Origin of the sequence: Sphingorhabdus sp. EL138, from assembly GCF_945882965.1 — a bacterium.
In the GTDB taxonomy this organism is placed as follows: domain Bacteria; phylum Pseudomonadota; class Alphaproteobacteria; order Sphingomonadales; family Sphingomonadaceae; genus Sphingorhabdus_B.
Genome location: NZ_CAMCWY010000007.1, coordinates 95580 through 106568 on the forward strand (window position 1 = coordinate 95580; position 10989 = coordinate 106568).

The 10989-nt window shown below is 52.3% G+C and carries 16 protein-coding genes; 10 read left to right on the plus strand and 6 right to left on the minus strand.

Translation table 11 applies throughout. The features are described from left to right. The first annotated feature begins 46 nt into the window (after window positions 1-46). Genes lspA through Q0N43_RS04765 form a run of 3 tightly spaced genes read left to right on the plus strand, consistent with a single transcriptional unit; the run spans window position 47 to window position 1251 of the window. Window positions 47-559 (plus strand): signal peptidase II, encoded by a 513-nt coding sequence (gene lspA / locus Q0N43_RS04755; protein ID WP_295443308.1) that lies wholly within the window; start codon window positions 47-49, stop codon window positions 557-559. Then, complete coding sequence (locus Q0N43_RS04760; RefSeq protein ID WP_295443260.1) at window positions 556-813, plus strand: DUF3035 domain-containing protein; 258 nt, start codon at window positions 556-558, stop codon at window positions 811-813. The genes lspA and Q0N43_RS04760 overlap by 4 nt, the downstream gene beginning before the upstream one ends. Window positions 814-837: 24 nt before the next feature. Further along, window positions 838-1251, plus strand: coding sequence for a DUF3035 domain-containing protein (locus Q0N43_RS04765; RefSeq protein ID WP_295443263.1), 414 nt, complete (start codon window positions 838-840; stop codon window positions 1249-1251). A gap of 21 nt (window positions 1252-1272) precedes the next feature. Here the strand turns inward: Q0N43_RS04765 and dxs are convergent, their stop codons facing one another. Genes dxs through Q0N43_RS04780 form a run of 3 tightly spaced genes read right to left on the minus strand, consistent with a single transcriptional unit; the run spans window position 1273 to window position 4136 of the window. Further along, the gene (dxs, locus tag Q0N43_RS04770) at window positions 1273-3204 is read right to left on the minus strand and encodes a 1-deoxy-D-xylulose-5-phosphate synthase (protein ID WP_295443265.1); all 1932 of its coding nucleotides are present in this window, start codon (window positions 3202-3204) and stop codon (window positions 1273-1275) included. Between the two features lie 54 nt (window positions 3205-3258). After that, a complete protein-coding gene (locus tag Q0N43_RS04775) occupies window positions 3259-3717 on the minus strand; it encodes a transcriptional repressor (protein ID WP_295443268.1) in 459 nt (152 codons plus the stop codon). Between the two features lie 53 nt (window positions 3718-3770). After that, window positions 3771-4136 carry a MerC domain-containing protein gene (locus Q0N43_RS04780; RefSeq protein WP_295443271.1) on the minus strand — a complete coding sequence of 122 codons (366 nt, stop codon included), beginning with the start codon at window positions 4134-4136 and terminating at the stop codon, window positions 3771-3773. A 124-nt stretch (window positions 4137-4260) separates the two neighbouring features. Between Q0N43_RS04780 and Q0N43_RS04785 the strand changes: the two genes are divergently transcribed. From Q0N43_RS04785 to Q0N43_RS11490, 6 genes are all read left to right on the plus strand, one after another. Beyond that, on the plus strand, window positions 4261-5319 hold the full coding sequence (locus Q0N43_RS04785; RefSeq protein WP_295443274.1) for a COX15/CtaA family protein: 1059 nt from the start codon (window positions 4261-4263) through the stop codon (window positions 5317-5319). Window positions 5320-5462: 143 nt separating this feature from the next. Then, a complete protein-coding gene (rplM, locus tag Q0N43_RS04790; RefSeq protein WP_183938967.1) occupies window positions 5463-5942 on the plus strand; it encodes a 50S ribosomal protein L13 in 480 nt (159 codons plus the stop codon). Beyond that, window positions 5942-6433 (plus strand): 30S ribosomal protein S9, encoded by a 492-nt coding sequence (rpsI, locus tag Q0N43_RS04795; protein ID WP_295443277.1) that lies wholly within the window; start codon window positions 5942-5944, stop codon window positions 6431-6433. The genes rplM and rpsI overlap by 1 nt, the downstream gene beginning before the upstream one ends. A gap of 161 nt (window positions 6434-6594) precedes the next feature. After that, entirely contained in the window at window positions 6595-8079 is a 1485-nt protein-coding gene (locus Q0N43_RS04800) for a tyrosine-type recombinase/integrase (protein WP_295443280.1), read from the plus strand. A gap of 79 nt (window positions 8080-8158) precedes the next feature. After that, on the plus strand, window positions 8159-8605 hold the full coding sequence (locus tag Q0N43_RS04805) for a hypothetical protein (protein ID WP_295443283.1): 447 nt from the start codon (window positions 8159-8161) through the stop codon (window positions 8603-8605). Next, window positions 8602-8946, plus strand: a complete 345-nt coding sequence (locus Q0N43_RS11490; protein WP_366845947.1) for a 3'-5' exonuclease — start codon at window positions 8602-8604, stop codon at window positions 8944-8946. Before Q0N43_RS04805 ends, Q0N43_RS11490 begins: the two co-directional genes overlap by 4 nt. On the opposite strand, the gene Q0N43_RS04810 is transcribed toward Q0N43_RS11490, so the two are convergent. After that, window positions 8904-9500 (minus strand): DJ-1/PfpI family protein, encoded by a 597-nt coding sequence (locus Q0N43_RS04810; protein WP_295443311.1) that lies wholly within the window; start codon window positions 9498-9500, stop codon window positions 8904-8906. The genes Q0N43_RS11490 and Q0N43_RS04810 overlap by 43 nt on opposite strands. A 239-nt stretch (window positions 9501-9739) precedes the next feature. On the opposite strand from Q0N43_RS04810, the gene Q0N43_RS04815 reads away from it, so the two are divergent. Next, window positions 9740-10084, plus strand: coding sequence for a hypothetical protein (locus Q0N43_RS04815; protein WP_295443286.1), 345 nt, complete (start codon window positions 9740-9742; stop codon window positions 10082-10084). A gap of 48 nt (window positions 10085-10132) precedes the next feature. On the opposite strand, the gene Q0N43_RS04820 is transcribed toward Q0N43_RS04815, so the two are convergent. Both Q0N43_RS04820 and Q0N43_RS04825 read right to left on the minus strand, forming a co-directional pair. Beyond that, window positions 10133-10399, minus strand: coding sequence for a hypothetical protein (locus Q0N43_RS04820; RefSeq protein WP_295443289.1), 267 nt, complete (start codon window positions 10397-10399; stop codon window positions 10133-10135). A gap of 27 nt (window positions 10400-10426) precedes the next feature. Beyond that, on the minus strand, window positions 10427-10989 hold a 563-nt coding region (locus Q0N43_RS04825), incomplete at its 5' end, for a hypothetical protein (RefSeq protein ID WP_295443291.1).

Consider the following 10989-nt stretch of genomic DNA (forward strand, 5'->3'; position numbering starts at 1 on the left):
GGACGCACGCATGAACCCCAATTCTAAATTCCGCCTTCAGGGCCTCATGCTTGCCAGCCTCGTATTCATCGCCGATCAAATGGTGAAGCTTGCGATGCTTGGGCCGCTGCAGTTAAAAGAGCGTGGCGTCATTCACATCATATCGTTTTTCGACCTGCGCTATGCCGAAAATCGTGGTGTCTCGATGAGTTTCCTAACTGCGGACAGTGATGGCGAACGCTGGGCTCTGGTTGCACTCACATCGGTGATTGCGGCTGGCGTAGGGGTATGGATGTGGCGTGAGAAGCTGCGCGGCGATATACTGGCTTTGTCGTTGGTCTTGGGCGGTGCGCTTGGTAACATCGTTGATCGGACGCGTTATGGCTATGTTGTGGATTATGCCGATTTGCATTTTGGCGCTTTCCGGCCTTTTTATATTTTCAATCTGGCCGATGCCTGCATTAGCATTGGCGTATTGATATTGCTTGCCCGCGCGTTCCTGATAAGTGACAAGGATAATGATCGCGGGCCTGATGTTCAGGAACCTGCAAGCAATGCCGATATAGTGGAGAAGTCATGAAGCGGATATCTATCTTAGCGGCGGCGTCAGTTGCTATTCTTGCGCTGTCGGGCTGCGGAACGACCAGTATCTATGACCGTGATCGCCCCGATGAATTTGCCGTTAGCCGGTCAAAGCCAATCGAGGTCCCTAAGACCTTCACCCTGCCAACGCCGACCCCTAACGCCCCGCGTCCGCAGGATGGAGACACGAAGGAGCAGGTTTTGGACGCCATGTTTGGCGGCACTGCGCCTGCAACTGCGCCCCGCCCGTAACCCGGCCTGAAAGTGGATAAATATATGAACACAAAACCTGTCCTTTTCGCCGTTGCCCTGATGACGCTTCCTTTGCTGTCGGGATGTGGGTCGATGGGTAACATATTAGGCGGCAATAAAGCCGCTGCGCCGTCGGTTGGCCGCGCTGCGCCCTTGGTGGTTCCGCCTGATTTTGCGCTTGAACCAACGGTAGCCTCGGCCATTCGCCCTGCTCAGGCAGGGCAAGAGCAGATGTTGGAGACTTTGTTTGGCGGTACTGCGACGCGCTCTGCTGCTGAACGTGCGATTTCGACGACGTCGGGTACTGCCGAATTGGGCATCCGTTCATCGGTCGGTGATCCGCAGACCACCACGGTTAATAAAGGCAGCATCACACGCGATATCATCGCCGCACCGGAAGGCGATGGCCAAACCGCGCAGGCGATTATACCGGGTTAATGGGGTGACAGCGGCGCGCCCTTAAGCGCGCACGCTCGCTTCCTCAATGCCTGCACTATTGTGGCGCAGGGCCCTCAACACAGTGTCAACGATCTGTGGCGCATTGAGGCCCGCTTCGTCATATTGCTTCTGTGGGCTATCATGCTCTTGGAAAAAATCTGGCAGACGCATAGTGCGGATTTTTAGGCCTGCGTCCATCAGGCCAGCGTCGCTGGCCAGCGTCAACACATGCGCGCCAAGGCCGCCAATTGACGCTTCTTCGACAGTGACGACAACTTCATGCGTGGCGATAAGGTGGCGGATTAGTTTTTCGTCAAGTGGCTTGGCAAAGCGCAAATCTGCAACGGTGGTGCTAAGACCCTTAGCGTCCAGCGTGTCCGCTGCCTTCATCGCTTCGGCGAGGCGCGTACCGAGCGACAGGATCGCGACCTTTTTGCCTTCACGGACAATGCGGCCCTTACCGATTTCGAGCTGCTGAGGCACTTCGGGCAAGGCAATGCCCGTGCCATTTCCGCGCGGATAGCGGAACGCGATTGGGCCGCTGTCGTGCAAGACGGCCGTATAGGTCATGTGGACCAACTCCGCCTCATCGGCTGGTGACATGACGACCATATTTGGTAGCGTCGCCAAATAGGTAATATCGAACGATCCGGCGTGCGTGCTGCCGTCGGCACCGACCAAGCCAGCGCGGTCGATGGCAAAACGTACGGGTAGATTCTGAATCGCGACGTCATGGACGACTTGATCATAAGCGCGTTGCAGGAAGGTCGAGTAAATCGCACAGAATGGGCGCATCCCCTGCGCCGCGAGGCCAGCGGCAAAGGTCACGGCATGCTGTTCTGCGATGCCTACATCAAAAGAGCGTTCGGGGTGCGCGGCGGAGAATTTGTCAACGCCCGTCCCGCCGGGCATGGCGGCGGTGATCGCACAGATTTTGGGGTCGGTTTCCGCAAGCTTCGCCAGTGTTTCGCCAAACACATTTTGATAAGAAGGTGGCCCGCCACCGGGGCCTTTCTCCTGCTTGCCGGTGATGACGTCGAATTTCACAACGCCATGATATTTGTCGGCGGCTGCTTCGGCAGGGGCATAGCCCTTGCCCTTTTGCGTGACGACATGGATCAGGACAGGACCGTCGGCATTGTCGCGGACATTTTCGAGGACGGGAATCAGCTGGTCCAAATTATGGCCGTCAATGGGGCCGACATAATAAAAGCCAAGCTCTTCAAACAAGGTGCCGCCCATCGCCATGCCACGGGCGAATTCTTCGGCCTTTGACGCCGCAGTATAGATACGGCGCGACAGGCGCTTGGCGACTTTGCTCGCCAGGCTGCGCAGGCCCAGATACTCGCTTGACGATACCAAACGCGACAAATACGCCGACAGTCCGCCGACGGGCGGCGCGATTGACATGTCATTGTCGTTCAGGATGACGACCAAGCGGTTGCCCGCGGCTTGCGCGTTGTTCATGGCCTCATACGCCATGCCAGCGGACATGGACCCATCGCCAATCACGGCAATCGCCTTGCCGGGTTTGCCAGCGATCTTGTTGGCGACGGCAAAGCCCAAAGCTGCGGAAATCGACGTTGAGCTATGGGCTGCACCGAACGGATCATATTCGCTCTCGCTGCGCTTCGTGAAGCCCGAGAGCCCTCCGCCAGTGCGTAAGGTGCGGATGCGGCCGCGGCGTCCGGTAAGAATTTTGTGCGGATAGCATTGATGGCCCACATCCCAGACCAACCGATCGTCGGGTGTATTGAAGACATAATGGATGGCGGTCGTCAGTTCGACAACGCCCAACCCAGCGCCCAAATGGCCACCCGTGACGGATACGGCGGAAATAGTTTCGGCGCGCAATTCGTCGGCAAGCTGGCGAAGCTGCGATGCGGCAAGATTACGAAGGTCCGAGGGCACTTTAACCGTATCAAGTAACGGCGTGTCAGGCGAATGAGTCATTGTTTAAGCTTAGCGGCGTTTTATCTGGCTGTCGAACGGGTAATTGCAAATATTTCAATCACAATCGGCGCATTTGCCGCGCACTTCGATGACGGGGCGTACTTGCGCAAAGCCAGCATGTTCGGCTGCTGCACGCACGCTCATGGTTAGTGCATCATCGTCAATATGCGTTGCGGTGCCGCAGCTATTGCAAATCAGGAAAATGCAGTCATGCAAACATCCTGGGTGCGAGTTGGCGATATATGCGTTTGCGCTTTCCACGCGGCGCGCGAGGTTAGTTGTCACAAATAGGTCCAAGATGCGATAGACGCTGTTGGGGGCAACACGTTTGCCGCGCCTTTGCGACACAAGGTCGGCAATATCATAAGCCGACGCCGGCTTTTCAAATGTTGCGAGTACCGCGAAAATATCTGACCGCATATCTGTCCATTGTTCGCCAGCCTCGACCAGCGCGGCTTCTGCGGCTTGCGCAAGCGATGCGCCTGCATGCTCATGATGGTGATGTGCTGCCATGTTGTCGATGTAGGCGCTGGCATGCGGCGGGTCAATCACTGCGCGATTAAGGTTCAGCCTTTGGCCCGATGATTAAGCAAATGGCCAAGTCCAAGAAAGACGACGCCAATTACCGTCCAAGCGATTTCCATGGTGCCATGTGGCAGCGTCAGTGCGCCGCCCATCATGCCGATACCAAGCGCGCCGACAAAGGCGGGCAGGAACAAGCCATGCATGCGGAAGCCTTGGCCCAATGCCAAAACACCCAAGAGGATGGCGAGAACCAGCCCTACCTCATGGATCATGGGGTTCAATAAAGCGCCACCCGCAGACGCAAGAATGGCCAGCACAACCGTCGTTATCAGGCAATGCAACAGGCACAGTCCGGCGATGCTGAGGCCAAGCCCGTCCCACCGCCATTTTTGCCATACCTGTGCCATGACGTGGTCCCTACACCGATTCGATGCACGTTACAACATTACATCGCTAAATTGCAGCTTGGTTAGCAAATTTTGCAACCTCCTTTGCTTGCGGCAATCCGCATTAAGCGGCATATCGCTGCGCATGGATACTGCGCTCACCTCACACCCCGCGTCCGAAACCGCATCAGCAGGACCCACTGCTTTGATCAACTGGCTGATGGGCGTTGCTGCCTTGGTCTTTGCAATGGTCGTCGTCGGCGGCATCACGCGTCTGACCGAATCGGGATTATCTATCACCGAATGGAAACCCATAACCGGCACGCTTCCTCCGCTCAGCGAGGTCACCTGGATGTCGGAATTTGAGAAATATAAGCAGATTCCGGAATATACCCAGATTAACGGTCCGGCTGGTATGACGATGGCCGAATTCAAATTTATCTATTTCTGGGAATGGGTGCACCGCTTGCTTGGCCGCGTGATTGGTTTGGCCTTTGCGCTTCCGTTGGCATGGTTCTGGGTAAAGCAAGCCATTCCCGCAGGGTACAAGCCGCGCTTGCTTGCGTTGCTGGCCTTGGGCGGGCTTCAGGGCACCATTGGCTGGTGGATGGTATCTTCGGGTCTTTCTGCGCGCACCGATGTCAGCCATTACCGCCTTGCGGTCCATTTGCTCACCGCTTTCATCATTCTTGGCGGGCTGGTTTGGACAGCGCTTGACCTAAAGGCGCTGGTCAAAAACCCAGCTGCGAAGCCAGCGAGGATCAACCTTTTTACGGCGTTGGTTTTTGCCATCCTGTTTATCCAGATGCTATTTGGCGCATGGGTTGCGGGCTTAAACGCGGGCTATGTGTCCAACAGTTGGCCTTTGATGAATGACCGGCTGTACCCTGACGGGGTAGATACCACCAAAGGCGCGTTCTATGCGTTGGTGAACGACCCCTATCTCACGCATTTTGTTCATCGCTGGTGGGCGTGGGTCGCGGTGTTTGCCTTGATCCTGCTGGCGCGCCGCGTCAAAAAAGCAGGCGGCCGTAGCGCCTTTATTGCCATCCACAGCAGCTTTGGCGTTCAGATTATCTTAGGCATTGCTACCGTCATTACCGGCGTGAACATTGTGTTGGCGGTATCGCATCAGGCGGTCGGCGCTTTGCTGGTCGCGTCCACCGTTTGGGGTGCGCATATATTGGGGAACAAAACCGCATAATTTTCCAAAAGGTATTATTATACCCGTCGTGAGACCCTTGCTTTTGCTTGACTAAAGGGGCTTTCATCGCCATTGGCTCCGCTTCGCATGTGGGTCAGTGATGATTCTACATATCTACAAAATTTCGAAAGGTGCGATTAGCGATGAAAACGCTATCCAGAGTTACGAAATCGATCCGTCCACAGGACGTCGAGAAATCGTGGATCCTCATTGACGCAGAAGGTTTGGTTGTCGGCCGTGTGGCCAGCCTTATCGCCAACATCCTGCGTGGTAAGACCAAGCCAAGCTACACCCCGCATGTGGATTGCGGCGACCATGTGGTTGTCATCAATGCGGACAAGGTGAAGTTCACAGGCAAGAAATTGACCGACAAGGTCTATTATCGTCACACTGGTTACATTGGCGGTATCAAGGGTATCACTGCTGGCAAGGTGCTGGACAGCAAATTCCCTGAACGCGTCCTTGAAAAGGCCGTTGAGCGCATGGTTCCACGCGGTCCTTTGGGTCGTGCGCAAATGCGCGCGCTGCATTTGTACAATGGCACCGAGCATCCTCATGCCGGTCAACAGCCAACGACGCTCGACGTCGCTTCCATGAACCGCAAGAATAAGGTGGGTGCATAATGTCTGATACTGCAACTTCGCTCGCTGATCTCGAAACCTTGGGCGCCGACGTTCAAGCGCCTGCACAGATCGCTGCTGTCATTCGTGAACAGGAAATCGATGCGCAAGGCCGCGCTTATGCAACTGGCCGCCGCAAGGACGCGGTGGCCCGCGTATGGTTGAAGCCTGGCACTGGTAAGATTGTCGTCAATGGCCGCGATCAGGAAATCTATTTCGCACGCCCTTCGTTGCGTCTCGTGATCAACCAACCGTTCGGCGTTACCGAGCGTACCGGTCAATATGACGTCATCGCAACCGTCAAGGGCGGTGGTCTCTCGGGCCAAGCCGGCGCCGTAAAGCACGGCATCGCGCAAGCACTGTCGAAATATGAGCCACTGCTGCGCAGCGCCGTGAAGTCTGAAGGCTTCCTGACCCGCGACAGCCGCGTGGTCGAGCGTAAGAAATACGGCAAGGCCAAAGCGCGTAAGAGCTTCCAATTTTCGAAGCGTTAAACCGAAAAGTCGGTTTTTCCGAACAAAATCAAGGGGTTGCGAGAAATCGCAGCCCCTTTTTCTATGTAGCAGAATCGTAGCAGGTTCGCAGAAACGTTGACGTTCTGGGTTCTCAGATATAGCAGTATCATAGCAGTCAGGGCATCTTTTGGGGATCTGCGATGGCATATTATGAGAACAGGATGGAGCATCTGGATGGGGATCTGATTCTCTATCAACGCAATCTTGCCACTGCCGCTCCCAATGTGAAAACCCATCGCAAAGCTAAATGGTATATGAAACTGCGATTAGGTCCGCGCAAATTTGTAAATCGCAGCACTGGCTTGACGATTTATGAAGATGCTTATGCATTCGCTCGTAAGGAATATGATCGTCTTAGTAATGCGGTGGCGCTGGGTCACACGCTGGAGGACTTCACTTTTGAGAAGCACTGGGAAGATTGGTATCAGCGCAATTTGAACAATCGCACTTGGGCTGCTGATCGTCAGCGTTGGCACAAGAATCAAGCTGGTCGCTACTACAAAGCGTATTTCCGTTATGCAGACGGCACATCCATGCGACTCAACGATATTACCCCGATTTTTGCACACGCATATTGGGACTGGCGAATTAGCTACTGGTCAACGCAGCGCGGAGAGAATCTGTCTGACTACAACCCTAAACGACGCCGAGCCAAAACCGTCTCCACACATAACGCAGCTAAAGTGCCTAGTAAAAAGACGCTGCAAATGGACCAGACTGCGCTCAATCAGATTTTTCACGATGCGCGGGAGCGTGGACGCATACAGCAAGTGTTCAAGCTCAAGCCGCCAGCTGACAGTAGACCACATAATCGCAGACCGCATTTTGAACCAGACGAACACAAGTCACTGACAGCTTACCTGCGAAGCTACCGCGACGTGATAGGTCACTTTAAGAATGATAAAGTGAATGCTTGGCACAAGATGCAACGAACGCAACTCTATCACTTTATCATCTTTATGCTGAACTCAGGTCTAAGGCTGGGAGAGGCTCGTGAGATGCGTTGGCGTGACATTAAGTTTGATGAAGTTGATAAGGAGCATGCTGAGCCAATTTGCGTTGTCGGTGTCAGAAAAGCGACCAAGACCAGCCAGAACCGCGATGTTCAGACTCAACCCAATGCGAACAAGACATTGAAAGAATGGAAAGACAAATCACCATATACTGGCGATAACGATCTGGTGTGGTTTGGTCAGCAGAAAGCAGGCAGCGCACCGAAGCCGTTCACCGACCTGAACAAGTCCTTCCAGACCTTTTTGAGCCGTGTTCCTGTTGAAGGCGCCAAAGACGGATTGCTCTACAACAAGGAAAACGAAAAGCGTTCTATTTACTCACTTCGGCATACATATGCGACAATCCGACGATCACATGGCGTAGAATACCCCGATTTAGCTTTGAACATGGGCTGCAGGCGTGAGCAGTTAGAGAAGCACTATGACCATTCTACATCCAACAGCCGTCGTAGTAATATTGTGAAAGTGAACCCAAAAGCGAAAGCTGCTGCTCCTGTCGCTACTGATACGAGCGACCCATTTTTGCTTGAAGCTATGAAGCGATTCCAAGCTGGGCAGATTGATAAAGAGACATTGCTTGCGTTGCTGAAACCCAACGAAACCCAGAGCTAACTTAAAACTTTTAAGTAAGCTCATCTGCCCAGCTGCTCTGCACCATCGTGATAAATACACTCGTAACGGAGTGTAGAATATGGGCGCTAAAACTGACGAAAATGACGCAATTCATTTACTACGAGATGCTGTGATTGCGGTCATAGATATGGCTGATGATGCTAGTAACGATAATGTGAAGCTGGCGATGGATATATTGCTGGCTGGCACTTCGCAGCTTGGAACGATTTTCCAACGAAGATGCGTTCAGCTAGCGAACCAGAAACAACCCCGTGCCGCGAAACCACCGAAACCCGCTCCACAGAAGACTGCTCAGACACAAAAGCCCAAGCCAAGCAATGCAGATACCCTTCATAGTAAGAATGACTCTGAGGACCGTTCTAAGGCGATTTCTTCAATTCAGCAGGGCATTCGTCAAGCTGAGCCATCGCTTGCAGATCAGCAACAAGCGTTGCGTGGCTATGTCTATGGAGCTCAGAATGATGAAGTCGCATTTCGTAAAGCTGCACAGGCTATCACACGATGAAGCGCAGAGTTTTGATCGACATTGAGACGACTGCGCTGACACCTCAGCGTGGCGAGATTATTCGTCTCTATGCTCGTGATCTCGATGACCCTTGCTCAACGTTCAATCAGCTCGTGAAGCCCAAACACCCACTATCGAATCTTGTTCAGCAAATCACAGAGATTACGAACGAAATGCTTGGAGATGCGCCCTCCATTGAAGCTGTAATGCCCCATTTTTCGAATTTTCTCGATGGTGCAGAGCTTATGTCTGATAGCGTAGACTTTGACCTACGATTTCTGAAGCAAGCTGTAATGAGCTACAGAAACGGCGCCACAACTGATCGTGCTTGTTCGATGTAAATCTGCTTCTCACCAACTGGAGCAACATAATGCATCGCTTCTTCTGCGTCCTTCATCGATGCGCCACGAGCGATGATCCATGTTGCAAGATACTGCGATGCCAAGCAGCCACCTGCTGTTGCTATATTGCCGTGAGCAACGAACGGTGCGTCTAGCACTTCAACACCAGCTTCTATCACCCAAGGCTTTGTCGTCAGATCAGTGCAAGCAGGGAGACTTCCAATCAAACCTAGCTTTGCGAGTAGCAACGTGCCTGAGCATTGCGCTCCAATCAGTTGTCTCGAAGGGTCGAGCGCAATCTTCGAGATAAGCTCTTGATCTTCTGCGATTTCTCTCGTCTTGATGCCGCTGCCAATAATCACGGCATCTGCTTCAGTTGCGAACTCAAGAGGCTTTTGACGCTGAATCGTTACGCCATTCATCGACGTGACTTCATGTGAAGGCGAAGTGATGTGTGCTGCCCACCCCTTAGCTTTGAGACGATTCAAGATTGCAGCAGCCACGAACGAGTCCAACTCGTTGAAGCCATCGAAAGTGAGAACTGCAATCTGCACAAAAACCTCCATAAATCTCTGATCTGCGATCAATCGATCACCTCGAGAGCCACAGAAGATTTCTTAGCTCAAAGCGCAATCAGATGCGATAGCTCTTTGTACGTATAAGCTCAAGAAAGGTTTGCAGATTGCGATATCAGGCTCTCGCCATAGAGCAGCTTGTATGCGTTGCGCGGTTATGTCTATGGAGCTCAGAATGATGAGGTTGCGTTTCGCAAAGCTGCACAGGCAATCTCACGATGAGTGAAAAGCTCGTCCAAAGCCAGAAGCGGCTCCATGACAGTCTGTTTGAACTCTACATTGATGGTGGCTTGGAACTCTATCTTGCTGGTACTCGTGGCTTGAAGCGTGAGTTGATCATACGGCTTGAGACAAGCGCACTTACGCCAGAGAAGGGTGAGATAATTCACTACTACGCTGTCAATCGTTGGGATGAAGAGGACGAATTTGATGAGTGGGCGAAGCCGTCTGTGGCTTTGTCCGCAGAAGCCGAGAGTATCTTGGGTGTGACGAATGCACAGCTTGAATGTTGTCGTCCAACGGATGTGGTGCTGGAGGATTTCTCTAGCTTTCTGCAGGCATAAAGAAGGGCAAAGATGCCGATCGAATGTTGTAGAACCGCAACCTTTCTCTTACATTTCTAAACGCCGCTCGATCTCATAAATTCGCCCTTCAATTTCTTGAATTTTTTGGTCCTTCTCCTCGATGCTTTGTTCTAGCTCTAGAATTTTTTCATCGTCAGCGATCGCATCCCCTGCTGCATCGCCTGCGATATCGGTTATTTCATCTCGTTGGGCATCGGTGAATTCAGATTTATCTGTGGAATCCTGAGCGCAACTGCCCAGCAGAAACGTAAACGCCAAACCAACCCCGATCAAAGCTCTAGAATTTGGTCCCATTTTTTCGTTCCCCCAAAGCCTGAAATTTCAACGAAAAGTTTGATATAAAATTACGGCTAGCACTATCAAAATTATACTCATGATTTTATTGATTTTTTCGAGTTTTTGATCGGCACTAGAAATATTCTTTTCTTCATAAAAATCCAAATCGGATTTGGAAAAATTATGCGGGGCTTCTCGCATTCTTTTTTCGAAAATTTCTCCATAATCGAATTCGCATTCCAGCAAATCAGTGGCATTATTCGTGTAGTATCGATCAATAATTTTTATTTTTACTCTGCTTTGCCATATGTCGTCGTTATTTAAAAATTGACCAAAAGCGAACATACCGTCCTTGCGCAACGACCACCAAACTTTCCATGCTGAAAACTTCCCACAACGATAAGCAGCAGAACGTTCTGCAATGTCGCTGCTGCTAAGTAGGTAGGAAATACGACCCTCATTATTCTTCAAGCCAGCAAGAGCGCAGTAAAATCGAACAGACTGAAAAATCGACAACCGACCCTCGCCATTAGCCTTAAGCTCAGCATCTAAATCTTCAGGTTCACTCGCAATCCAACGGTTCGTGTCTATGTTGCCCTGCACCCCAT